Genomic DNA, 25,139 nt, shown 5'->3' with positions numbered 1-25,139 from the left:
GGCACTTTGACGCACTCAGAGAGACAACTTCAAGCCATCATCATGCAGACAAGTATCGATAAAAACGCGCTCGGCGCCGCACCCGCCTTGAGCCCTGCCGTTTCGCGCACCGCCTTCTCCGTGCTCGGCGCGATCAGTTTTGCGCATTTGCTCAACGACATGATCCAGTCGCTGATCCTCGCCATTTACCCGATGTTCAAAAGCGAGTTTTCGCTGTCGTTCGGGCAAATCGGCTTGATTACGCTGACTTACCAGATCACGGCGTCGTTGCTTCAGCCGCTGGTCGGCTTATATACCGATAAACATCCGAAGCCGTATTCCCTGCCGGTCGGCATGGGTTTTACACTGTGCGGCCTGTTGCTGATGTCGATGGCCGGAAGCTTTCCAGTATTGCTGGTCGCCGCGGCGCTGGTCGGTTGCGGATCGTCGATATTCCATCCCGAGTCTTCGCGCGTGGCGCGCATGGCGTCGGGCGGACGCCACGGGCTTGCGCAGTCGGTATTTCAAGTCGGCGGCAATGCGGGCAGTTCCCTTGGGCCGTTGCTGGCCGCTCTGGTCGTGATGCCACATGGACAACGCAGCATTGCGTGGTTCTCGGCGGCGGCGCTGCTCGCTATTGTCGTGTTGGCTAACATCGGCCGCTGGTACCAGCGTCACCCGGCGGTAAAGAAGGCGCGTGCTTCAGCGACGGTCTCGGCATTGCCGCGCAATAAAGTCCTGATGGCGATGACGGTCCTGATGCTGCTCGTATTCTCGAAGTACTTTTATCTGGCGAGTATCAGCAGCTACTTCACGTTTTATCTGATCAGCAAGTTTCATTTGCCGGTGGAAACCGCGCAGGTTCATTTGTTCTGGTTCCTGGCGGCAGTGGCGGTGGGCACGATCGTGGGCGGTCCCGTGGGCGACAAGATCGGGCGCAAGGTTGTGATCTGGGTATCCATTCTGGGCGTTGCGCCATTCACGCTGATGCTGCCGTTTGCAAACCTCTTCTGGACCGGCGTGTTGTCCGTGGTGATCGGGCTGATCCTGGCATCGGCTTTCTCGGCCATCCTGGTCTATGCCACTGAACTGGTGCCGGGCAAGGTCGGCATGGTGGCGGGGTTGTTCTTTGGTTTTGCGTTCGGCATGGGCGGCATCGGTGCCGCAGTCCTTGGCCATCTGGCTGACGCGACGAGCATCGACTATGTCTATAAGGTTTGTTCGTTCCTGCCGCTGATCGGAGTCCTGACGATCCTGCTGCCGAATACCCGGGATGCGAAGGAAAAAACGGTAACGGCCAAAACGTGATGATCACGGTCATGTGAGCAGGACACACAGTCGACCGACGAACGCGCAACTCTAAAACGAGTTTTCGTTTCGACGTTCCAGGCGCCCCACAAGGTTGTCACTTGACAACCTTGTGGGGCGCCTCTACTATGGGGCTAACGATGACTCGATCACAGCATCAGAAGAAGGAAATTGAAGAAGCACTGCGGCATGCAGAAACGCACGGCTGGCGCGTCGAACAGGGAGGAAGCCATGCGTGGGGCCGGATTTATTGCCCCTACAACGCGGCCGAGTGCCGCTGCGGCGAATTCTGCATTACCAGTGTGTGGAGCACGCCGAAAAATGCGGTGAATCATGCGCGAGCCATCAAGCGCGTGGTCGACAACTGCACGTTTCAGTCAAAAAAGGTTTCCGGTCAAACAGCGGTCTCAATCAAGGTAACACCATGGAATACACGTTCACATTGAAGTACCGGTTGTCGGAAAGCGACTGCGATCATGAAGCTTTGATCGGACGCCTCGGCGCGGCAGGATGCGACGACGCATTGATCGGTGTTGGTCAGCCAGGTCGCATTGCGCTGGCATTTACGCGGGAAGCGGACAGCGCGCAAGCGGCATTAATGAGCGCCTTGAAGGACGTCAAGTCGGCCGTTCCGTCAGCATCGCTGGTGGAAGCATCGCCGGACTTTGTCGGCCTGACCGACGTCGCCGACGCCATCGGCGTCACGCGTCAGAACATGCGCAAGTTAATGCTCACGAACTCGGACACTTTTCCGTCGCCCGTGCACGAGGGCAGCACCGCCATCTGGCATCTGGCGGAAGTCATGGACTGGCTTAAAGCGAAAGGCACGTACCAGCTTGAGCAAGCGGTTCATGAAGTCGCGGAGACCACCATGCAGGTCAATCTCACCAGAGAGGCGCAGCGGATCACGCCCCGGGCGGAGCGTGAGTTACCGGCTTTGGTGAAATAGAAATCAGCCGTCAAAGCGACAAAGCCTCCTTCACCTGAACAAGCGCCCCGGCATCCTCGATCATCGGCAGATCGCCGGGGTCGCGCCCTTCGGCCAACGCAGCAATCGCCCGCCGCAACAACTTGCCCGACCGCGTCTTGGGCAGCATCGCCAGGAAATGAACGCGGGCAGGCCGGGCGATTGCACCCAGATGCGCATCCACGCTGCGGCAAAGTTCGGCCTCAAGCTTTTCACGCGCACCTTCTGCTTCCAACGCCTGGGCATCGCGCACCACCACGAAGGCCAGTGCGACTTGCCCTTTTACTGAATCGGCGACGCCCACCACCGCCACTTCAGCCACGGCCCGGTGACTGCTCAACGCCTCTTCTATCTCACGCGTGCCCAGCCGATGTCCCGCCACGTTGATCACGTCGTCGGTACGTCCGAGGATGGAGACATAGCCATCTTCGTCAGTCACGCCCCAGTCGAAGGTCGAATACAGTTGCTGCCCCGGCACGCTTTCCCAATACGTCTTGACGAAGCGCGAATCGTCGCCCCACACCGTCTGCATGCAGCCCGGCGGCAGCGGATAACCAATTGTGATCACGCCCTTCTCACCCGGCGCGCAGATCTCGCCAGTGGCTTCGTTGCGTACGGTCAAGTCAAAGCCCATCGACGGTACGCCCGGCGATCCTAGCTTCGGCGGCAATGCTTCAATACCGCGAGGAATCGCGATCATCGGCCAACCGGTTTCGGTCTGCCAGTAGTTATCCACGACGGGTTTTTCCAATGCTCCTTGAATCCACTGCGCCGTGGGTTCATCCAGCGGTTCGCCCGCCAGGAACAACGTGCGCAGACTCGACAGATCCGCCTGCTCCATCAGCTTCGGGTCCTGCTTCTTGAGCACGCGCAACGCGGTCGGCGCGGTGAACATCAGGTTGATCTTGTGCTGCGCGATGATCCGCCACCAGATGCCGCCGTCGGGGCGAATCGGCGTGCCTTCGTACATGACCGTTGTCAGTCCGGCAATCAACGGTGCGTAAATGATGTAGCTGTGCCCAACCACCCAGCCCACGTCCGACGCGGTCCACATGGTGTCGCCCGGCTTGCCCTGGAAGATATGTTCCATCGATGCCGCCAGCGCCACCGCGTATCCGCCCACGTCGCGTTGCACGCCCTTCGGCTTGCCGGTCGTCCCCGACGTATAAAGCACATACGACGGTTCATTCGATTCGAGCCAGACGCAAGGGACGTGAGCGTCGAAGAACTGTTCGCGCAACGGCTCGTAGGAAACCAGATACGGCGCCTGCAACCGTTCCGGCGCGAGCTGGCGGTCGATCAACAATACCTTCGGCACTTTGTGCGTGGCGCGCGCCAGCGCTTCGTCCACAAGCGGCGTGTAATCGATCACCTTGCCCGCCCGCGCACCGGCGTCGGCGGTAACGATCAGCACGGGCGTGGCGTCATCAATGCGCGCCGCCAGGCTCGGCGCGGCGAAGCCGCCGAACACGACCGAATGGATCGCGCCGAGCCGCGCGCATGCGAGCATCGCGAACAGGGCTTCGGGGATCATCGGCAAATAGATCAGCACGCGCTCGCCCTGGCTCACGCCGAGCGAGCGCATGACAGCGGCCATGCGGTTCACTTCAGCGTGCAGTTCGGCATAGGTGTAGCGGCGCTCGATGCCCGTTTCCGTCGATACATACACCAGCGCATTTTGCTGAGCGCGCGCGGCGAGATGCCGGTCGACGGCGTTGTAGCAGAGATTGGTCTTGCCGCCGACGAACCAGCGCGCGAATGGCGGATTGCTGCGTTCAAGCACTTGCTTGAACGGCGTTTCCCAATGAATACGCCCCGCCTGCTCGCCCCAGAATGATTCCGGATCTTCAATCGAACGGCGATGAGCTTCACGATAAGTCGGCATTCGAACCCCTGTCTGGTAGCGGAACGCCACGCCTGAATCAGGTTCAGGCGCGGACGAATTGCTCCTGAGCATAGTTCAGCCCGTGGGGCGCTGCTAGAGAGGGACGGCCCTGAGTCGACGGCAGGCCGGGACAGGTCGCGACACCTCGTTAAGGCATCTGCAAACGCGGCTTGTCGGTTGGCACGGATTTCTGCAGATCGGTTGCCGAATGTTTAAGCAGCACCGGCGTGAGTTCGCCGGCCACTCGCATGCTGGACACCACGACCATTCGCACGCCGCTGCCCTCGGTCGCGGCGCGAACGGCTTCCCGCGTCGACGCCCGCGCTTCGATCCTCGGCTCGATCACAATGAATCCGCGGCAAAAAAGGGCGAGCGTTTCGCGGTGGGAACGTAGCCATGCGCTGCGCAGCCGCGTGTCGTCGGCGGTTTCATCGGCGTCATGGTCGGACACGATCACAAACGGCGTCTTCAACGATAACAACCGCTGCATCTCAGCGCCCCAGCCGAACGCATAGCCCGGCTGCACCGCGCGCCGGCGCAAGCGCACGAGCGGAAAGCGGCTGGCATCGTGCATGCGCGGATCGGGTAGATCTGACGCGACGGACGCGCCAATAACGACGGACTTGGCCAACAGAGATGGGGTAGCAATCACAGCGGTCTCGTGCTCCAGAAATTCATGGCTAATGCAAGGTTTGCGACTATCGGACGCCGTGAAAACCGAGGTGGCCGGGACAGTCGGGGCTCGGCGATATCGCTGATGGGCTGCGCCGCTCCGGCGAGCCATGCGCGGCGCGTGGTCTCGATCACCCGTGCGGCGTTCGCGGACATTGCGCGCTGTGCCCGGCTGGAGCCGGGCGTCGTTTCGGTCATGTGGACCTCCTGTCGTCGCGAACATTGTAATTGCGAATCATTCTCACTTACAAGGGGGAATTTTGGGGAGCAAACCGGGGAAGATAGAAGAGATGCGGACGATGAAAACGAGGGTGTGGAGAAACGGCACGGGGCGCTCGCCCTGCTGCGGCGACGCGACGCATATAAAAGGCCGCTACAAGTTTCAAAAGGCCGCTACAAGTTTCGCTGTTACTTTCAGTGCAGAACGGAGGCAGAACGCGCCGCTGGGCTTAAAAAACTGCCGGGCGCTAAAGGGGACGGTTTTCAGTAAGGAAAGGCGCGCGTCGCCTATGCAAGCCCACGCGGCCGGAGACAGTCGCCGAATGCCCGACGAATAGCCGTGCGCTGACGAAAGCGATGCTCAGGAAGGACTACGTACGTCGCCCGTGGAACCCCACGCGGACAAAAACCGTCGCAAGATCCCCGACGAATACGCGCCGCCCAGCGCATGCAGGAACTCGAGGAAAGATTCGGGCGCGTCCGCGTCGGCGGTGTCCGAGACCGTGCGCACGACCGAACATGCAACACCGTGTTCGAAACACACTTGCGCGAGCGCCGCGCCTTCCATCTCGACCGCGAGCGCGTCGGGCAATGCCGCACGCAGCGCGTTCACCTCGTCGTGACTCGATACAAACCGGTCGCCGCTCACGATCAGCCCGCGATGCAATCGTGGCGGATGCACGCTAAACCGGCTCTCCAATGCGGCATGTTCATCGGCGAGAAATGCCTTGCATGCATCTGCCAAGGCGGCATTCAGCGTGGCATCGCCGGGAAAACAAGACATGCCCAGCAACGGCACTTCAAAACGCGGAAATAACGGCGAGGCGTCGAGATCGTGCTGCATCAGCGTGTCGCCAATCACGATATCGCCTACTTGCACGTCCGCGCGAACGCCACCGGCCACGCCCGTGAACACAATGGCGTCAACGCCGAACAGATGGATCAATGCGCTAGCCGTTGCGGCCGCGGCCACTTTTCCGACACGCGCTAGCGTCACCACGCACGGCACGCCATGCGCGATGCCGACGTGATATTCGCGCCGGCCGATGGTCTCAGTGCGCACCTCACCGGCCGCGCGCATCGATTCGATCAGATCGCCCAGTTCCTGCGGCAACGCGGCCATGATGCCAAGACGCTTCACGTCCGCGCTCATTCCACGGCCTGCAACTTCGCCACCGCCAGCGCGAGCCACTTCTCCCCGTGGCGTTTGAAGCGGACTTGCGCGCGGGCATCGGCGCCCGTGCCTTCGAGTCCGATCACCGTGCCTTCGCCAAACTTGTTATGAAACACGGGCTGACCGACCTTGAAACCGGTGTCGGCGGCGCGTTGATTGTTCGCGAACGCGGGCAACGGCTTGCCAGCATCGGGATCGGCGTACGCGGCGCGTTCCTTGTCGGGCCGTGCGAACCAGTCGCGGCCCCAGCCGGCGTTATCCGACCGGCCGCCCCAGCGTGCGCCCGCCTCCACCTTCGGCGTGAGCCACTTGAGCGAGCCTTCCGGGAGTTCATCGAAGAAACGGGAACGGATGTTGTAACGCGTCTGGCCGTGCAACATCCGGCTCTGTGCAAACGACAGATACAACCGCTCCTTCGCCCGCGTGATTGCCACGTACGCCAGTCGCCGCTCTTCTTCGAGCCCGTCGCTTTCCTGAGCGCTGTTCTCGTGCGGGAACAGGCCTTCCTCTAGGCCCGTGATGAACACCGCCGTGAATTCCAGACCCTTGGCCGCGTGCACCGTCATCAGTTGCACGGCGTCCTGGCCGGCTTGCGCCTGGTTGTCGCCGGCCTCGAGCGATGCGTGCGACAGGAACCCGGCCAGCGGCGTCATGGTGTCGGGATTTTGCGCGGGATCGGCGGGGCTCTCCGGGTCGAGCACATCGACGGCCGGATCGCCGGTCGCCAAGCCAATCTCCGGCGCGTTCGTCGCGCCCGGACGAAGCGGAATGGAACGCGCGGGGGTATCGAGCCCGTAGCCCTCCTCCTGCACGAACGCCGCCGCGGCATTCACCACTTCCTGCAAGTTCTCCAGCCGATCCTGACCTTCGCGCTCGTTCTCGTAATGCGTGGCAAGACCGCTCGCGCGAACCACGTATTCGACGGTTTCCGGCAGGCTCATCTGCTGCGTTTCAGCGCGCATCTTGGCGATCAGTTGCGCAAACGCGCCGATGCTCGACCCCGCCTTGCCCATCACGTAGGGAACGGCGGCGGCCATCGAACAGTTGTAGAGGCGCGCGGCGTCGGCCAGTTGTTCGATCGACCTTGCACCGATTCCGCGCGTCGGAAAATTCACGACGCGGGCGAACGCGGTATCGTCGTTCGGGTTGTCGATCAGGCGCAGATACGCGAGCGCGTGCTTCACTTCCTGGCGCTCGAAGAACCGCAAGCCGCCATACACGCGATACGCAATGCCCGAATTCACCAGCGTGTGTTCGATGGTCCGCGACTGCGCGTTGCTTCTATACAGAATGGCGATCTCGCCGCGCGTCGCGCCGGCATGGATCATCGCCTTGATCTCCTCGACGATCCATGCCGCCTCTTGCGTATCGGTCGCGGCCTCGTACACGCGTACCGGTTCGCCATGACCGGCGTCGGTACGAAGATTCTTGCCGAGCCGCCGTGAGTTCTTCGCGATCAGGAAGTTGGCGGTATCGAGAATATGACCGTGCGAGCGATAGTTCTGCTCGAGCTTGATCATGTTGCGCACGTGGTACTCGCGCTCGAAGTCGTGCATGTTGCCGACATTCGCACCGCGAAACGCGTAGATGGACTGATCGTCGTCGCCGACCGCGAAGATCGCGTTGTGCTCTCCGGCCAGCATTTTCAGCCACGCGTACTGCAGTTTGTTCGTGTCCTGGAACTCATCGACCAGGATGTTGCGAAACCGCGCCTGATAGTGCGCGCGCAACGGCGGATTGTGCGCGAGCAATTCGTAGCAGCGCAGCAGCAGCTCGGGGAAATCGACCACGCCTTCGCGCTGGCATTGCTGCTCGTAGGCCGCGTACAACTCGACGAACTTCATGTTGAAGGAATCGGTCGCGTCGACGTCTTTCGGGCGCAGCCCTTGTTCCTTGGCGTTGTTGATGAAGTACTGGAGATTCTTGGCCGGATATTTTTCATCGTCGATATTCAAGCCCTTCATCAGCCGTTTGATGGCGGACAACTGGTCGGCGGTATCGAGGATCTGGAAGGTCTGCGGCAGCCCGGCGTCGCGAAAATGCGCGCGCAGCATGCGGTTGCACAGGCCGTGAAAGGTGCCGATCCACATGCCGCGCGTGTCGATCGGCATCATCGCGGTCAGACGCGCCATCATTTCCTTGGCGGCCTTGTTCGTGAAGGTGACGGCGAGAATGGTCGGGGGCGACGCGAATCCTTGCTGGATCAGCCAGGCGATACGCGTGATGAGCACGCGCGTCTTGCCGCTGCCCGCGCCCGCGAGAATAAGCGCCGGCTCGTTCGGCAGCGTGACGGCGGCAAGTTGTTCGGGGTTCAGATTGGCGAGCAGATCGGGCATGGGGGAGTTTTCCGGTGGGACGGGTATTATAAAACGGCGGGGAAGCGGTCGTTGGCACTTGGGTTGGGGACAGGGTCGCTCGCCCCAACTTCCCGCCGAACCTCCCCTCGAACAAATCCCGTGTGCGATTGAAGCGCCTTCGCGCCGGCCCCACCCTCCAACACCTTATAATTCCCCGACCCCCGCTTCTTTCTTACGCATTTTTCGGCAGATTCCACCCCATGAGTGACAACACGACTGACAACACGCTTGCGAAGAGTTTCGAGCCCCAGAACATTGAGTCCCATTGGGGCCCGGAATGGGAAAAGCGCGGCTACGCTGCGCCGACCCTGATCGAAGGCAAAAAAGATTTCTCGATCCAGCTCCCGCCGCCGAACGTCACCGGCACGCTGCACATGGGTCACGCGTTCAACCAGACCATCATGGATAGCCTCACGCGCTATCACCGCATGCTCGGCGAAAACACGCTGTGGCTGCCTGGAACGGACCACGCCGGAATCGCTACGCAAATCGTGGTGGAGCGCCAGCTCGATGCACAAGGCGTATCGCGTCATGATCTCGGCCGCGAGGAATTCCTGAAACGCGTCTGGGAATGGAAGCAGCAATCCGGTTCGACCATTACAGGCCAGGTGCGCCGCCTGGGTGCGTCCATCGACTGGTCGCGGGAATATTTCACGATGGACGACAAGATGTCGCCCGTTGTTATCGACGTATTCGTCACGCTGTTCAAGCAAGGCCTGATCTATCGCGGCAAGCGGCTGGTGAACTGGGACCCGGTGCTGGGCACCGCCGTCTCGGACCTGGAAGTGGTCAGCGAAGAAGAAGCCGGCAGCCTGTGGCACATCCAGTATCCGCTGCCCGACGGCTCCGGCCACGTGACGGTTGCCACCACGCGCCCGGAAACCATGCTCGGCGACACCGCCGTGATGGTGCACCCGGACGACGAGCGTTACGCGCATTTGATCGGCAAGACGGTCGTGCTGCCGTTGTCGAACCGGGAAATCCCGGTGATCGCCGACGATTACGTGGATCGCGAGTTCGGCACCGGCGTGGTCAAGGTCACGCCCGCGCATGACTTCAACGACTATCAGGTCGGCCTGCGCCACAAGTTGCCGATGATCGAGATCCTCACGCTCGACGCCAAGATCAATGGCAACGCGCCGGAAAAGTATCGCGGCATGGATCGTTTCGTCGCCCGCAAGGAAGTCGTAGCCGATCTGGAAGCGCTCGGCCTGCTCGAATCCGTCAAGCCGCACGCGCTGATGGTGCCGCGCGGCGACCGCACCGCCACGGTGATCGAACCCATGCTCACCGACCAATGGTTCGTCGCCATGAGCAAGCCGGCGCCGGAAGGCACGTTCCATCCGGGTAAATCGATTGCCGAAACCGCGCTGGACGTGGTCCGCAACGGTGAAATCAAGTTCGTCCCGGAAAACTGGTCGACGACCTATTACCAGTGGCTCGAAAACATCCAGGACTGGTGTATCTCGCGGCAACTTTGGTGGGGCCATCAAATCCCCGCTTGGTACGGCGATAACGGCGAAATTTTCGTCGCGAAAACCGAAGAAGAAGCCCGCGCGGAAGCTGCGGAAAAAGGCTATACCGGCGCGCTCAAACGCGATGACGACGTGCTCGACACGTGGTTTTCATCGGCGCTCGTGCCGTTTTCATCCCTCGGATGGCCGAACGAAACGCCGGAACTCAAGCACTTCCTGCCTTCGTCGGTGCTCGTGACGGGTTTCGACATCATCTTCTTCTGGGTTGCCCGGATGGTGATGATGACCACGCATTTCACCAACAAGGTCCCTTTCGACACGGTCTACGTCCACGGTCTCGTGCGTGACGCGGAAGGCAAGAAGATGTCGAAGAGCAAGGGCAATACGCTCGATCCCATCGATATCGTCGACGGAATCGACCTGGAAACGCTCGTTTCGAAGCGGATTACCGGCCTGATGGACCCGAAGCAAGCCGTAAAGATCGAGAAAAAGACCCGCAAGGAGTTTCCGGATGGAATTCCGCCGTTCGGCACCGACGCGCTGCGTTTCACGATGGCGTCCATGGCAACGCTCGGTCGCAATGTCAATTTTGATCTGGCAAGGTGCGAGGGATATCGTAATTTTTGCAATAAGCTGTGGAATGCTACCCGCTTCGTCCTGATGAACACCGAGGGCCACGATTGTGGTTTCGGTAAGCCGGAGGAATGCGAAGCAGGCGATTGCGGACCGGGCGGATACCTCCATTTCTCCCAGGCGGACTTCTGGATCGTGTCGCTGTTGCAGCGCGTGGAAGCCGAAGTGGAGAAGGGTTTCGCCGATTACCGTTTCGACAACGTAGCAAGCGCCATCTACAAATTCGTCTGGGACGAGTATTGCGACTGGTATCTCGAGTTGGCCAAGGTGCAGATCCAGACCGGCGCGCCCGAGCAGCAGCGCGCGACTCGCCGCACCCTGCTTCGCGTGCTGGAAACTGTGCTGCGCTTGGCGCACCCGGTGATTCCATTCATCACGGAAGCCTTGTGGCAGAAGGTTGCGCCGCTGACCGACCGGTATCCGCAAGCCGCTCAAGGCGAGGAAACCGCGTCGATCATGATTCAGCAATACCCTGTCGCGGAGCCATCTAAAATTGATGAATCGTCTGAACAGTGGGCGGCCGAACTGAAGGCGATCATCGATTCATGTCGTAATCTGCGTGGCGAAATGAATCTGTCGCCGGCGGTCAAAGTGCCGCTGCTGGCAACCGGTGACGAAGCACGGCTCAAGTCATTCGCGCCTTATGTGCAGGCGCTGGCGCGTTTGTCTGAGGTAAAGATCATTTCCGACGAATCCGCGCTCGATGCGGAGGCAAGTGGCGCGCCAGTTGCTATCGTAGGAACGAACAAGCTGGTGTTGAAGGTCGAAATCGACGTTGCGGCTGAGCGCGAACGACTCACGAAGGAAGTGGATCGACTGACGCAGGAGATCGCGAAAGCCCGCGTGAAGCTGGAAAACGAGAGTTTCGTGGCGCGCGCGCCCGCCGCGGTGGTCGAGCAGGAGCGCAAGCGGCTGGCGGAATTCGAATCGACTTCTGACAAGTTGAAAGCGCAGTTGTCGCGGCTTCCGGCATAGGCCTTCGAGGGGTTGAGCCGGCCAAATACGCTCGGCTGAACCCTGAAAACAACCGATTGCTTGTTCCGACTTATAGCAAAGTGCGTATTTATGCTTGAAGAATTAATTTCGCCGCACTTTTTTATCAACGCATCAACCTGCATCATGGCATCTGCTTCCATGCCCAACGTTTCAGGCTTGACGTTTAAACACGATACGAGGATCAGGGTCATCAAATGCTAAAAGTTACGAAAGCGGTTTTCCCGGTTGCGGGTCTCGGTACCCGATTCCTCCCCGCGACCAAGGCCAGCCCGAAGGAAATGCTGCCCGTCGTCGACAAACCGCTGATCCAGTACGCGGTCGAAGAGGCCATGGCCGCCGGCATCACGGAGATGATCTTCGTGACGGGCCGCAGCAAGCGCGCGATCGAGGATCACTTCGACAAATCGTATGAGATCGAAGCCGAACTGGAAGCGCGCGGCAAGCAAAAGCTGCTCGATCTCGTGCGCAGCATCAAACCGAGCCACGTGGATTGTTTCTATGTGCGTCAGGCCGAAGCGCTCGGTCTCGGCCACGCCGTGCTGTGCGCGGAAAAGCTCGTGGGTGACAACCCGTTCGCCGTGATTCTCGCCGATGACTTGTTGTACGGCACGCCGCCGGTGATGACGCAGATGATCGAAGTCTTCGACCACTATCACAGCTCGGTGATTGGCGTGGAGGAGATTCCGGCTCAGGATTCCAAGTCGTACGGCGTGATCGACGGGAAAGAATGGGAAGATAATATTTTCAAGCTGTCGGGCATTGTGGAAAAGCCGGAACCCGCCGATGCGCCGTCAAACCTGGGCGTAGTCGGGCGATATGTGCTGAAACCGCGCGTCTTCGATCACATCCGTGCATTGAAGCCGGGCGCCGGCGGCGAATTGCAACTGACGGATGCTATCCAGTCGTTGCTCGCTGACGAACAAGTGCTCGCGTACAAGTACCACGGCACGCGTTTCGATTGCGGCAGCAAGCTGGGCTATTTGAAGGCGACGGTGGAATTCGCGCTGCGCCATCCGGAAGTGGCCAAGGATTTCCAGGAATATCTGAACACGCGTTCGCCGCACCTGGTCGGCTAAATGCCAATGCTCAAACCCTAAGCCGCCAGCGCGCGGTTTTGCGGCCGAAAAAAATGCCCATGATTAAAATCATGGGCATTTTTGTTTGGCCTTCAGTCGATCAGCGACGGCGCATGAGGAAGGTGAACACCTTGTCGTGCGAGGTCGATTCCACCAGCTCATTGCCCGTTTGCTTCGAAAACGCGGCAAAGTCGCGTTGCGAACCCGGGTCGGTCGCCAGCACTTTCAATATCTGGCCGCTTTGCATATCGGACAGCGCCTTCTTCGCCCGCAAGATGGGCAGCGGGCACATGAGCCCGCGCGCATCGACTTCCTTGTGCACTTCCATCAGATTGAGCCTTGTTCGAACCCGCTTATTGAGGATTCGATTTTACCCCAGTGCTTAAAGATTCACCGCTTGGCCTTTAGCGAGGGACTCCCGCATCGCAATCCCGATACGTGTAGCCTCGCGCGCGTCGTCAAGCGTCAGACCCGTAGCGGGGCCTCCGCTCAGCGACGCCACGAACACCTCGGCTTCATGCAGGAACGCGTGCTCGAAGCGCTCGAAGAACGTTGGCGTGCATTCGTTGCGCACGCCGCCGGCATCGTAGATTTCTACCCGATTCGCCCGCGGATTATGCCCCACCGACAACGCCCCGCCCGTTCCGACCACTTCCGTTTGCGTATCGTGACCGTGGGCGCTGGTGCGCGATGCCTGGAACACCGCGATCCGGCCGCCCTCGAATTCGCAGATAGCGACACCGTTGTCGATATCGCCGCATTCCGCCAGCCCTTCGTGGATTGCGATCGTGCCGCTCGCAAAGACACGCGTGACGCGCGGATTGCCCAGCATCCAGCGCGCGAGGTCGATGTCGTGGACGCTGCAATCGAGGAACAGTCCGCCCGATGTCGGGGCGAATCGCACGAAAAAGCCATCGGGATCGTTCTTGTCGACGGTCTGCGAGCGGACCATGAACGGCCGGCCGATCGCGCCTTCGCTGATCTTGTTGAAGGCGTCGCGATAACTGGCGTCGAAACGGCGCACGAAGCCGATCATCACGTGCGGATGCGGAAAGCGCGCACTCTCTTCAATCACGCGATCGCACTGTTCCAGATCCAGCGACAACGGCTTTTCGCAGAACACATGCTTGCCCGCGCGCAACGCGGCGATGATCTGGTCGGCATGCAGCGATGTCGGCGTAACGAGCCAGACGGCATCAATCAATGCGTCTTTTAGTATCGATTCATAGTCGTCGTAGAGCCTGAGTTCGGGCAGATTCTCCGCCGCCCACTCGCGTTCCATCGCGACCGGACTGCACGCCGCCGCGAGCGTCGCGCCCGGCACGCGCCACGCGAGATTTCGTGCGTGGCGCTGGCCCAATCGTCCCAATCCGACAATCCCAATTCGCACAGGCGCCTTCATGCCGCCCCCAGCTTGATGATCGTTCCCTCACGCCAGGACCGCGTAGCCGCCTCAGCGAGTTCCAACGCCTTCAGGCCGTCCGCGACCGTCGTGCGAACCGGCTTTCCTTCCTGGATGGCATCGAAGAAATGAGCGATTTCCAGTGCGTACGCCGCACGATAACGCTCGAGGAAAAACGCTTCCGGCACGTCATTCGATACAGCGGTCTTCGAATACGCCGTGACTTCAGTCGGACGCACATTGCCGGCCTGCAGCATGCCTTGGCTGCCAAGCAGTTCGAAGCGCTGGTCGTATCCGTACGCCGCGCGCCGCGCCGTGTTGATCTGGCACAAACGGCCGCGTTTAGTGCGGATCGTCACAGCCGTCGAATCGATATCACCCGCCTCCGCAATCGCCGGATCCGTCAGGCAGCTTCCGGTTGCGTGCAGGGTGTCGGCTTCATCGTCGAGCATCCAGCGGAAGATATCGAAATCGTGGATCAGCATGTCCTTGAAAATGCCGCCCGAATGCTTGATGTATTCCACCGGCGGTGCGCCCGGATCGCGGCTCGTGATCACCAGCATTTCCGGATCGCCGATCTCACCCGCCTCGACGCGCGCCTTCAATGCCGCAAAGGTCGGATCGAAGCGGCGCTGGAAGCCGATCATGCAGACCACGCCGGCTTTCGCGACGGCATCGGCGCACGCGCGTGCCCGTTCGAGCGTGAGGTCCACGGGCTTTTCGCAGAACGCGTGCTTCTTTTGCGCCGCCGATTTCAGGATCAGGTCAGCGTGCGTGTCCGTGCTTGAACACACGACGGTTGCGCCTATCGATGCATCGCCGAGTGCGCCTTCCACATCGGCCACTTGCGCGCCGTGAAGCGCGGCCAATGCCGCAGCGGCTTCCTTGTTGACATCGACTACGTATTTCAGGCGCACACCCGACTGCTTCGCCAGATTCGCCGCATGGATCTTGCCGATCCGCCCTGCTCCGAACACCGCCACATCAATCGTCATAGCCGCCTGTCTCCCTTGATTCTTCTACGTTCAGTTCAAGCCGGTACGCAAGCGCGATAAACAGCGCCTGGCACAAGCAGATCGTGCTCGTGAGCGAACGGAACGCAAACGCGCTGCCTTCCTTCACGAACAAATGCGCGCTCGCGTGACGCGCGAGCGGCGAAAGCTGGCCATCGGTAATCACTAATGTCTTGGCGCCGTGATGCTGCGCGGCGCGCACGCAATACTGCGTTTCCTTGCCATACGGCGCGAAGCTGATTGCGACCACGACATCGCCCTTCTTCACGCTGCGGATCTGTTCGCGATACATGCCGCCGAAACCCGACACCAGATGCACGCGCTTAGCCGTGTGCTGCAGCGCGTAGACGATATAACTCGCCACCGGAAATGAGCGCCGCACGCCGATCACGTAGATGTTCTCGGCCTGCTCCAGCATCTTCACGGCGGCTTCGAACTGGACGTCGTCGAGACCCGCTTCGAGTTCCTCCAGCCCGCTCCGGCTCGCCGCGATAAATTCGCGCGCCACCGATCCGCCCGACAACTTGCCCGGCTTTTCATCGATGAGTTTGCGGATGCGCTGCTGATAGCTCTGCGCGGAACCGTTCTGGCCCGTGTAGGCCTGCTTGAAGATTGCCTGGAGGTCGGAGAAGCCCGAGAAACCGAAGCGCTGCGCGAAGCGCACGACAGCCGAGGGATGCACGCCGCACGCGCTGGCGATGTCGCCAGTGCGATCCATCATCACGTTGCTGCGATGTTGTTCGATGTACGTCGCCACGCTTTTCAGCTGGCGCGGCAACGCGTCGTAGGCTTCGGCGATCCGCTGCATGAGTTCATCGACTGTCGGGATTTCAGCCGTCTGTTGCGTGTCTTGCGTGTCTTCCTGCATGCCGCGCTCGTGGTTGGTTCTGTATTCGATGCAACCGATTATAGATACCAGAACGAACAAATGGAATTAATTTTCCAAACTTCGGCTAGTTAAACTTCCTATTGCAGAGCGACGAAACTTGTCCTAATCTTGGTCCTGAGCCAAGGGACGTCGAACGGCGATAAGCGCCGTACGCAAGACACCGGATGCTCATTCAGAACAACAACCGTGATAGGTGGAGACAATGAAACTTAGCAATCGCCGAGGCGCTCTGCGCGCGCTCGCGGCTGCCGCTGCGTTGTGCGGCGCAGCGGCATTGAGCGGTCAGGCAGCGCACGCCGCCCCTGACGGCCACTTCGTTTTGATCAGCCACGCGCCGGATTCGGACTCGTGGTGGAACACGATCAAGAACGCCATCAAACAGGCGGACGAGGACTTCAATGTCCAGACGGATTACCGCAACCCGCCCAACGGCGATATTGCCGATATGGCGCGCCTGATCGAACAAGCTGCGGCACGCAACTATGACGGCGTGATCGTCACGATTGCCGACTTCGACGTTCTGAAGGGGTCGATCTCCAAAGTCACCGCGAAGCACATCCCGCTCGTCACGATCAACTCCGGCACCGAAGAGCAAAGCGCGCAGCTCGGCGCAATCATGCACGTCGGCCAGCCTGAATACACGGCGGGTAAAGCGGCCGGCGAGAAGGCGAAGGCGGCGGGCATCAAGTCGTTCCTGTGTGTAAACCACTATGCGACGAATCCGGCGTCGTTCGAGCGTTGCCGGGGTTTCGCCGAAGCGCTTGGCGTCGATTTCAAGGCGTCCACGCTGGACGCAGGCCAGGATCCGACAACGGTGCAATCCAAGGTGAGCGCGTATTTGCGTAATCACCCGGATACGCAGGCCGTGCTCGCACTCGGCCCGCTCTCGGCGGACCCGACCATCAAGGCGCTCAAGCAGATGGGCGTGGCGGGCAAGCTCTGGTTCGCGACGTTTGACTTCGATAGCGACATCGCGAAGGCGATCCAGGATGGCACGATCAAGTTCGCCATCGACCAGCAGCCGTACTTGCAGGGTTATATCCCGGTCGCGGTACTGGCTATCGTGAAGAAGGATCACACGACCGATCCGGTCAAGATTCGCCAGGCCCTGGAAGCGAATCCGAAGTTCAAGGAACGGCTGGCAACCTACGGGCTCGCACCGTCCTACGGGCCGCGCAATATCGGCTCCGGTCCGGGCTTTATCACCAAGGACAACGTCGACAAGGTACTCAAGTACGCAGGTCAGTACAGATGAACCCGATGGCGGCGCGGTCAGCCTGACCTCAAGCATGTAGCAAAGCCGCGCCGCCATCTTCGAACACACCTTCAGGCATTCATCACGTCATCCGCACCATTCACCTGTATCGCTCGCGCATCAGCATGTTCGCCCTGTGAACCCACGCCGCATCGCGAATGAAAGACGAAGGAGACATCATGGGCGTAGCCGGAAAACCTATTCTCTCGGGACATCGCAAGCCGTCTGACGGCGCCGCGACATCGAGTTCATCCACCGTCACCGCAGCCGCGTCCGCCGACGAACGCGTCCGCCGCGAATCCCGTTTCGGGCACATCCTGAATCGGCCGGAATTCGCCGCGATCTCCGGCGCCGTGCTTGTCTTTGTCGTGTTCGGAGTCGCCGCCGGCAGCTCGGGCATGTTCAATCTCGACGGCATCATGAACTGGTCGCAGGTGTCCGCTTACCTTGGCATCCTCGCCGTCGGCGCCTGCCTGTTGATGATTGCCGGCGAGTTCGACCTCTCGATCGGATCGATGATCGGCTTTGCCGGGATGATGGTCGCCATTCCTAGCGTCTATTTCCACTGGCCGATCTGGCTCGCGATCATTTTCGCGTTCGCGGGTTGCATGCTGCTTGGCGCGTTGAACGGTTATATCGTCATGCGCACACGGCTGCCATCGTTCATCGTCACGCTCGCTTTCTTGTTTATTTTGCGCGGCCTGACGCTCGCCCTTTCGATCATGTTCGCCGACCGGACCATCGTTTCCGGCGTAGGCGACATTGCCGCGAAAGACTGGCTTGCGAATACCCTTTTCCATGGTGTCGCGCTGCGAGATTTATTCGTGTGGCTGGGCCACGTAGGAATCCTGAAGATGCTCGATAACGGCCAGCCGCTCGTACCGGGCATTCCGAAAGTGATCCTCTGGTGGGTCGTGCTTGCCGCCATTGGCGCGTTCGTTCTCGCCAAGACCCGTTTCGGCAACTGGATTTTCGCAGCCGGCGGCGATGCGGTAGCGGCCAAGAACGTCGGCGTGCCGGTGCGGCGCGTGAAGATCTCGCTGTTCGTGCTGACCGCATTCTGTGCGTGCCTGTTCGCTGTATTGCAAGTGTGCGATATCGGTTCGGCAGCGGCCGACCGGGGCCTTGAAAAGGAATTCGAGGCGATCATCGCCGCAGTGATTGGCGGCACGTTGTTGACCGGCGGTTATGGCTCCGTAGTCGGCGCGTGTTTCGGCGCGCTCATCTTCGGCGTGGTTCAGATTGGCATTGGCTACACCAGCGTGCCCTCTGACTGGTTCCGCGTATTCCTCGGCATGATGCTGCTGATCGCCGTGCTGTTCAATCACTACGTGCGCCGTCGGGTATCACAGGCTCAATAAACAAGCCCAATAAACAGGCTCAATAAGGAGAAGAACCATGTCTGATTCGATCCAGAGCGCACCGCCCGCGCCCGCCGACACCATCCTCGCGCTGGAAAACGTCAGCAAGTTTTTCGGCAAGGTGATCGCGCTGAACGGCGTCACGCTGCGCCTGCGACGCGGCGAAGTGCACTGCCTGCTCGGCGACAACGGCGCAGGTAAATCGACACTGATCAAGACGCTCGCCGGTGTCCATGCGCCCTCCTCCGGCGAGTATCTCGTCGATGGCAAACCGGTCCGTTTCGGCTCGCCGAAAGAAGCGCTCGACCTGGGTATTGCAACGGTCTATCAGGATCTCGCGCTCGTGCCGCTGCTGTCGGTGGCGCGCAACTTCTTCATGGGACGCGAGCCGCAGAAAAAACGTTTTGGCTTTATCAACGTGATGGACCTGGACCTCGCCGCAGAAACATCGCGTGCGCGGCTGGCCGAAATGGGCATCAACGTGCGGGATGCGCACCAGCCTATTGGCACGATGTCAGGCGGTGAAAAGCAATGTCTCGCGATTGCACGGGCGATTCACTTCGGCGCGCGCGTGCTGATCCTCGATGAACCCACGGCAGCCCTCGGCGTGAAGCAGAGTTTCAACGTGCTCAAGCTGATCCACACCGCGCGTGCGAAGGGCATCTCCGTGATCTTCATCACGCACAACGTACACCACGCGTATCCCATCGGTGACTCGTTCACGCTGCTCAATCGCGGCAAGTCGATGGGTACGTTCACGAAAGACACGATCACCAAGAACGAAGTCCTCGACATGATGGCGGGCGGCGCCGAAATGCAGCAAATGATGAACGAACTGGAAGACGCGCCGGCTTGAGCCGGCACGCGCGGCCACCGCAGTATTCGTCATCTACAGAACAGGATCGAACATGGCATTGCAATCATCAACCGGATCGCGCTTTGCAACAGGGCGAACCCGCGACATCGTTTGCCTCGGGCGGCTCGCGGTCGATCTCTACGCGCAACAAGTCGGCGCGCGGCTCGAAGATGTGTCGACCTTCGCAAAATATCTCGGCGGATCGTCGGCGAATATCGCGTTCGGATGCGCGCGGCTCGGCCTCAAATCCGCGATGCTCTCGCGTGTCGGCAACGACCACATGGGCCGTTTTCTCACCGAGACGCTGGAGCGCGAGGGCTGCGATACGAGTCACGTTCGGATCGATCACGCTCGGCTGACTGGTCTGGTCTTGCTGGGCCTGGAAGACCGCCATACGTTCCCGCTCGTGTTTTATCGCGATGACTGCGCGGACATGGCCGTCGATGAAAACGACTTCGACGAAGCGTACATTGCTTCATCGAAAGCGCTGCTGATTACGGGTACGCATTTCTCCACTGACCAGGTCAATCGCACGAGCCGCCGCGCGCTCGATTACGCGCGCCGCAACCAGGTTCGCACGGTGCTCGATATCGATTACCGGCCGGTACTTTGGGGGCTCACCGGTAAAGCCGACGGCGAGACGCGGTTCATCGCGAACGAGGGCGTGACCGCGCATCTGCAAAGCATCTTGCCGTTGATGGATCTCGTGATCGGCACGGAAGAAGAGTTTCGGATTGCGGGCGGCAAGGACACGATGATCGATGCGCTCACGGCCGTGCGCGCGGTGACGGACGCCATGCTCGTGGTCAAGCGTGGACCGATGGGCTGCTCGATCATCGATGCCGATGTGCCGGTTTCCATCGACGATGCGCCGGTCTATCGCGGCGTTGAAGTCGAAGTGCTGAATGTGCTCGGCGCGGGCGATGCCTTCGCGTCCGGCTTCCTCGCCGGGTGGCTGCGAGACGAGCCGCTGGAAGTCTGTGCGCGCACGGCGAATGCGTGCGGTGGACTGGTTGTATCGCGTCATGGTTGCGCGCCTGCCATGCCAACGCCTGCCGAACTCAGCTATTTCCTCGATGCCGCGCAAGCCGATCCTGTCCGCATGCGCAGGCCCGATCGTGATGCCACGCTCGCGCGCCTGCATCGTGTGACGCCCGCTCGTAAAACATGGGACGAAGTGCTCGGTTTTGCCTTCGATCACCGCAACCAGTTCTTCGATCTCGCGCAGCAAACCGGCGCGGATGAAACGCGTATCGCCGCCCTCAAGGCCTTGTTCGTGGAAGCCGTGGCGCAGACGGAAAAGGAACGCGGACTCGAAGGACGCATCGGCGTATTGATCGATGACCGCTATGGTCAGGATGCGTTGAACGCGGCAACGGGACGTGGCTGGTGGATCGGCCGCCCGGTGGAATTGCCCGGCTCGATGCCGCTTGTTTTCGATCATGGCCGGTCTATCGGCACGACGCTGATCGAGTGGCCGCGCGAGCACGTGGCGAAGTGCCTGGTTCACTATCACCCCGATCATCCTCACGATCTTCGCCTCGAACAGGAAGCGCAGATTCGCACGCTATACGATGCGGTTCAGGCCAGCGGGCATGAACTATTGCTCGAAGTAATCACGCCAAAGAACGGACCGCCGATCGTGGACGATACCGTGTTGCGCTCGTTGAAACGCCTCTACAACCTTGGCATCTATCCCGAGTGGTGGAAGCTCGAACCCATGAGCGCGACGCAGTGGCAAGCGGTCGATGCACTGATTGCCGAGCGTGATCCGGCATGCCGCGGCGTTGTTCTGCTCGGCTTGTCCGCCGCCGTCGATCAACTGTGCGAGGGCTTCAAGGCGGCGGCATTGTCGAAAACGTGTCGTGGATTTACTGTCGGCAGGACGATCTTCCATGAGCCGAGTCACGCGTGGCTGGCGGGTTCCATCGACGACGCCGAACTCATCGCGCGCGTCAGGCATACGTTCGAAACGCTGATCGATGCATGGCGCGAGGCACGGACAAAGAACGCCACGCAAGCACATACGCAGGAGCAGGCAGCATGAACAGCACGCTTCGATTAACCACCGCGCAAGCGCTGGTCCGCTATCTCGCCGCACAGCAAACGCCTGATGGCGAGTCGCTGTTCGGCGGCGTCTTCGCGATCTTCGGGCATGGCAACGTGGCAGGCATTGGCGAGGCGTTGTACGCGCATCGCGAGACGTTGCCGACCTATCGAGCGCATAACGAGCAGGCGATGGCACATGCGGCTATTGCGTACGCGAAAGCGCACTTCCGGCGCCGCATGATGGCGGTGACCACGTCCATTGGTCCCGGTGCGACGAACCTGGTTACGGCCGCTGCGCTCGCGCACGTGAACCGGCTGCCGGTGTTGTTGCTGCCCGGCGATGTGTTCGTGTCACGCGCCCCCGATCCCGTCTTGCAGCAAGTAGAAGATTTCGCCGATGGCGGCATTTCCGCGAACGATGCGTTGAAACCCGTCTCGCGTTACTTCGATCGCATCGTTCATCCGGCCCAATTGCTGACCGCGTTGCCGCGCGCGATGCGTGTACTGGCGGACGCCGCATTGTGCGGACCGGTGACGCTCGCGCTGCCGCAAGATGTGCAGGCGATGGCCTTCGACTATCCGGCGTCGTTCTTCGAGCCGCGTGTGGTTCCGTTCCACGCGCCCTCGCCCATCGATGAAGAAATTGCGCAGGCCGCCGCCGCTTTGCGCGCGGCTAAAAAGCCGTTGCTCGTATCGGGCGGGGGTGTGCTCTACGGCCTGGCGACCGATGCATTGCGCTCCTTCGCCGAGCGCCACGGCATCCCCGTTGCCGAAACACAAGCCGGAAAAAGTGCGCTTGCATGGGACCATCCGCTGAATCTTGGCGGTATCGGCGTGACGGGATCGGAGGCGGCTAACGAACTCGCGCACGACGCCGATTGCGTGATCGCGGTCGGAACGCGGCTGCAGGATTTCACGACCGGATCGAACACGCTGTTCGCTCAGGCCGGAATCATCGGTATCAATGCAAATGCATTCGACGCCCTGAAACAAGGCGCTTTATCGGTGGAAGCCGATGCACGTCTTGCCCTTAATGCATTGAGCGCCGCGCTCGACGACTGGCGTGCGTCGCCGCCATGGACCGCACGCGCACATGAACTTGCTGATAGCTGGCGTGCCACCGTCGACCAGGTGACGAACGCGCCTCAAGACGACAACACCTTGCCGCGCGAAGCCGATGTGATTGGTGCCGTCCAGCGCTCCAGCGCGCAATCGGCGGCGCATGACGTGGTGGTCTGCGCTGCGGGAACGCTGCCGGCCGATCTGCAAAAGCTCTGGCGCACGAGCACACCGGGCGGATATCACGTCGAATACGGCTACTCGTGCATGGGCTATGAAATTGCCGGCGGGCTCGGCGCGAAACTCGCACGGCCGGAGAGTGAAGTGATCGTGATTGTCGGCGATGGCAGCTATCTGATGATGAACAGCGAGTTGGCTACGTCCGTCATGCTTGGGGCAAAGCTGATTGTCGTGCTGCTCGATAACCGCGGATATGGCTGTATCAATCGCTTGCAGCAGGCATGCGGCGGCGCGCCGTTCAACAACCTGATCGACGATTGCCGCCAAGGTCCCGAAGGCGCACCTGCTATCGACTTTGCGATGCATGCGCGCTCGCTCGGCGCGGGCGCCGAGCACGTGGCGAATATCGACGAACTCGAAGCCGCGATGCAACGTGCACGGGCCTCTACTCGCTCGTATCTGATCAGCATCGACACCGATCCGGCGCGTCCCACGGAAGAAGGCGGCTGGTGGTGGGAAGTCGCGGTGCCTGAAGTGTCGTCGCGTGAAGCGGTGCGCTCGGCGCGCGCAAACTATGAACACGAAATCACGGCGCGTTCGAAGCGCACGAAGGAATAACCGATGAGCACGTTCGATGTACGGATCGGCATCAATCCGCTGTCCTGGATGAACGACGACCTGCCCTCGCTCGGCGGTGAGACGCCGCTAAGCGTTGCCCTGACCGAAGGCAAACAGATCGGCTACGAAGGGTTTGAACTCGGCAACAAATTTCCACGCGAACCCGAAGCGTTGAAGACGCTGCTCGCCGGATACGACCTCGCGCTTGTCTCGGGCTGGTACTCGGGGCGGCTCGCCGAACGCAGCGCCGAAGACGAGATCGCGGCTGTAGGTCCGCATCTCGACCTGCTCGCAAAAAACGGCGCGACGGTGATGGTCTACGGCGAAGTATCGGACTCGATCCAGGGCGCGCCGCGACCGCTGTATCAACGACCGCGTTTCTTCTCCGATGACCGCTGGAACGAGTACGCAACACGCTTGAACACCTTCGCTGAATACACGCTTTCGCGCGGCGTTCGCGTGGCTTATCACCATCACATGGGCGCGTATGTGGAGACGCCTGCCGACGTCGATCGCCTGATGAGCCTCACCAATGAAGCCGTGGGCCTGCTCTTCGATGCCGGTCACATTACGTTCGCGGGCGGCGATCCGATGACGATGCTCAACAAGCACATCGAACGCGTTTTCCATGTGCATTGCAAGGATGTCAGGCCGGAAATCATCAAGCTTGCGCGGAACCGGAACTGGAGTTTTTTGGAAGCCGTGATCAACGGGGCGTTCACCGTTCCGGGTGACGGTACAGTAGATTTTCCATCGATCATCGCCCGGTTGAAACAGCACGGTTATCGCGGCTGGCTCGTGGTTGAGGCCGAGCAGGATCCCGTTATTGCGACCAGCTATGCGTACGCCGAAAAAGGCTACAAGACGCTGCGCGCGCTGGTCGATCAAACACTTCAGGAGGCAGCATGAGCCTGCTCGTCAAGGCATCGCGCGAAGGCCAGACTATCGCGCGCGTCACGCCCGAAACTGCGTTATGGAAACACGTTGGTTTCGCCGCTTATCGGCTGGAAACGGGTGATGTCGTGCATGTGCATGAAGCGAAGCGCGAGGTGTGCATCGTCGTGTTGTCGGGGACGGTGAGCATAGAAGCGGGTGAGCATAAATGGGAGAAACTCGGCTCGCGCGACAGCGTGTTCGAAGAGACCGCGCCCTACGCCGTTTATCTGCCGCCCAAGCTTGCCGCGACTATTCGTGCGGATCGCGAAGCGGAGGTCGGTGTGGCGAGTGCGCCCGCTACGGGCAAGTATCCGGCGCGGCTGATCGAGCCTTCGCAGATGAAACGCTCAACCCGCGGCAAAGGCGCGAATACGCGATACGTCTGCGATATTCTTCCGCAAACAGAACCTGCGGAAGGCTTGCTCGTAGTCGAGGTAAGGACGCCCGGCGGTCACGCCTCAAGCTATCCTCCGCACAAGCATGACAGGGACAATGTGCCGGTGGAGAGTTCGCTTGAAGAGACTTACTACCATCGGCTGAACCCGCCGCAAGGGTTTGCGTTCCAGCGCGTCTACACCGACGAACGCGATCTCGATGAAACCATGGCCGTGGAAGATCATGATGTCGTCATGGTGCCGCGCGGTTATCACCCTGTCGTGGTGCCGTATGGTTACGACAACTACTACCTGAACGTCATGGCGGGCGACAAACGCACCTGGCACTTTAAAAATGATCCGAAGCACGAATGGATCGTGGAGAGGGATAGCAAGGCTTCTTGAG

The 25,139-nt window shown here is 60.6% G+C and carries 21 protein-coding genes; 12 read left to right on the top strand and 9 right to left on the bottom strand.

What is annotated here, in order from left to right:
* Positions 1–42 precede the first annotated feature (42 nt).
* The 3 genes from ACSQ83_RS16515 (at position 43) to ACSQ83_RS16505 (ending at position 2,236) form a co-directional block, all read left to right on the top strand.
* Complete coding sequence (locus ACSQ83_RS16515) at positions 43–1,287, top strand: MFS transporter (protein WP_414952272.1); 1,245 nt, start codon at positions 43–45, stop codon at positions 1,285–1,287.
* A 140-nt stretch (positions 1,288–1,427) separates the two neighbouring features.
* Positions 1,428–1,733, top strand: a complete 306-nt coding sequence (locus ACSQ83_RS16510; protein WP_414968406.1) for a hypothetical protein — start codon at positions 1,428–1,430, stop codon at positions 1,731–1,733.
* Positions 1,712–2,236: a helix-turn-helix transcriptional regulator gene (locus tag ACSQ83_RS16505; RefSeq protein WP_436228897.1), complete on the top strand. Its 525-nt coding sequence runs from the start codon at positions 1,712–1,714 to the stop codon at positions 2,234–2,236. Before ACSQ83_RS16510 ends, ACSQ83_RS16505 begins: the two co-directional genes overlap by 22 nt.
* Positions 2,237–2,246: 10 nt before the next feature.
* On the opposite strand, the gene ACSQ83_RS16500 is transcribed toward ACSQ83_RS16505, so the two are convergent.
* The 5 genes from ACSQ83_RS16500 to ACSQ83_RS16480 form a co-directional block, all read right to left on the bottom strand.
* Entirely contained in the window at positions 2,247–4,211 is a 1,965-nt protein-coding gene (locus ACSQ83_RS16500; RefSeq protein ID WP_436228896.1) for a propionate--CoA ligase, read from the bottom strand.
* A gap of 76 nt (positions 4,212–4,287) precedes the next feature.
* The gene (locus tag ACSQ83_RS16495) at positions 4,288–4,713 is read right to left on the bottom strand and encodes a hypothetical protein (protein WP_436228895.1); all 426 of its coding nucleotides are present in this window, start codon (positions 4,711–4,713) and stop codon (positions 4,288–4,290) included.
* Positions 4,714–4,787: 74 nt separating this feature from the next.
* Entirely contained in the window at positions 4,788–5,009 is a 222-nt protein-coding gene (locus ACSQ83_RS16490) for a hypothetical protein (protein WP_436228894.1), read from the bottom strand.
* Between the two features lie 382 nt (positions 5,010–5,391).
* Entirely contained in the window at positions 5,392–6,183 is a 792-nt protein-coding gene (locus tag ACSQ83_RS16485; protein ID WP_436228893.1) for a 5'-methylthioadenosine/adenosylhomocysteine nucleosidase, read from the bottom strand.
* Positions 6,180–8,540, bottom strand: coding sequence for a UvrD-helicase domain-containing protein (locus ACSQ83_RS16480; protein ID WP_436228892.1), 2,361 nt, complete (start codon positions 8,538–8,540; stop codon positions 6,180–6,182). Before ACSQ83_RS16480 ends, ACSQ83_RS16485 begins: the two co-directional genes overlap by 4 nt.
* A 221-nt stretch (positions 8,541–8,761) precedes the next feature.
* Between ACSQ83_RS16480 and ACSQ83_RS16475 the strand changes: the two genes are divergently transcribed.
* On the top strand, positions 8,762–11,644 hold the full coding sequence (locus ACSQ83_RS16475; RefSeq protein WP_436228891.1) for a valine--tRNA ligase: 2,883 nt from the start codon (positions 8,762–8,764) through the stop codon (positions 11,642–11,644).
* Positions 11,645–11,859: 215 nt separating this feature from the next.
* Positions 11,860–12,741 carry a UTP--glucose-1-phosphate uridylyltransferase GalU gene (galU, locus tag ACSQ83_RS16470; RefSeq protein WP_414952264.1) on the top strand — a complete coding sequence of 294 codons (882 nt, stop codon included), beginning with the start codon at positions 11,860–11,862 and terminating at the stop codon, positions 12,739–12,741.
* A gap of 100 nt (positions 12,742–12,841) precedes the next feature.
* Here the strand turns inward: galU and ACSQ83_RS16465 are convergent, their stop codons facing one another.
* From ACSQ83_RS16465 to ACSQ83_RS16450, 4 genes are read right to left on the bottom strand one after another with little or no spacing between them, the layout of a single operon-like run.
* Positions 12,842–13,069: a sulfurtransferase TusA family protein gene (locus ACSQ83_RS16465; protein ID WP_031360613.1), complete on the bottom strand. Its 228-nt coding sequence runs from the start codon at positions 13,067–13,069 to the stop codon at positions 12,842–12,844.
* 54 nt (positions 13,070–13,123) lie between these two features.
* Positions 13,124–14,143 carry a Gfo/Idh/MocA family oxidoreductase gene (locus ACSQ83_RS16460; RefSeq protein ID WP_436228890.1) on the bottom strand — a complete coding sequence of 340 codons (1,020 nt, stop codon included), beginning with the start codon at positions 14,141–14,143 and terminating at the stop codon, positions 13,124–13,126.
* Positions 14,140–15,138, bottom strand: a complete 999-nt coding sequence (iolG, locus tag ACSQ83_RS16455; RefSeq protein WP_436228889.1) for an inositol 2-dehydrogenase — start codon at positions 15,136–15,138, stop codon at positions 14,140–14,142. Before iolG ends, ACSQ83_RS16460 begins: the two co-directional genes overlap by 4 nt.
* Positions 15,128–16,024, bottom strand: coding sequence for a MurR/RpiR family transcriptional regulator (locus tag ACSQ83_RS16450; protein ID WP_414968396.1), 897 nt, complete (start codon positions 16,022–16,024; stop codon positions 15,128–15,130). Before ACSQ83_RS16450 ends, iolG begins: the two co-directional genes overlap by 11 nt.
* A gap of 223 nt (positions 16,025–16,247) precedes the next feature.
* On the opposite strand from ACSQ83_RS16450, the gene ACSQ83_RS16445 reads away from it, so the two are divergent.
* From ACSQ83_RS16445 to iolB, 7 genes are all read left to right on the top strand, one after another.
* Entirely contained in the window at positions 16,248–17,300 is a 1,053-nt protein-coding gene (locus ACSQ83_RS16445) for a sugar ABC transporter substrate-binding protein (RefSeq protein WP_414952259.1), read from the top strand.
* Positions 17,301–17,458: 158 nt separating this feature from the next.
* Positions 17,459–18,661, top strand: a complete 1,203-nt coding sequence (locus tag ACSQ83_RS16440; RefSeq protein ID WP_436228888.1) for an ABC transporter permease — start codon at positions 17,459–17,461, stop codon at positions 18,659–18,661.
* A 37-nt stretch (positions 18,662–18,698) separates the two neighbouring features.
* Positions 18,699–19,517 carry an ATP-binding cassette domain-containing protein gene (locus ACSQ83_RS16435; protein WP_436228887.1) on the top strand — a complete coding sequence of 273 codons (819 nt, stop codon included), beginning with the start codon at positions 18,699–18,701 and terminating at the stop codon, positions 19,515–19,517.
* Between the two features lie 52 nt (positions 19,518–19,569).
* Complete coding sequence (locus tag ACSQ83_RS16430; protein WP_436228886.1) at positions 19,570–21,564, top strand: bifunctional 5-dehydro-2-deoxygluconokinase/5-dehydro-2-deoxyphosphogluconate aldolase; 1,995 nt, start codon at positions 19,570–19,572, stop codon at positions 21,562–21,564.
* Entirely contained in the window at positions 21,561–23,423 is a 1,863-nt protein-coding gene (gene iolD / locus ACSQ83_RS16425) for a 3D-(3,5/4)-trihydroxycyclohexane-1,2-dione acylhydrolase (decyclizing) (protein ID WP_436228885.1), read from the top strand. Before ACSQ83_RS16430 ends, iolD begins: the two co-directional genes overlap by 4 nt.
* Before the next feature lie 3 nt (positions 23,424–23,426).
* Positions 23,427–24,332 carry a myo-inosose-2 dehydratase gene (gene iolE, locus ACSQ83_RS16420; protein ID WP_436228884.1) on the top strand — a complete coding sequence of 302 codons (906 nt, stop codon included), beginning with the start codon at positions 23,427–23,429 and terminating at the stop codon, positions 24,330–24,332.
* Positions 24,329–25,138, top strand: a complete 810-nt coding sequence (gene iolB / locus ACSQ83_RS16415) for a 5-deoxy-glucuronate isomerase (RefSeq protein WP_436228883.1) — start codon at positions 24,329–24,331, stop codon at positions 25,136–25,138. The genes iolE and iolB overlap by 4 nt, the downstream gene beginning before the upstream one ends.
* Position 25,139: the final 1 nt, after the last annotated feature.

It is taken from the genome of Caballeronia sp. LjRoot29, assembly GCF_964252755.1.
GTDB lineage: Bacteria > Pseudomonadota > Gammaproteobacteria > Burkholderiales > Burkholderiaceae > Caballeronia.
The sequence above is the reverse complement of the archived record's forward strand: the minus strand, read 5'-3'. Positions and strand labels throughout refer to the sequence as shown.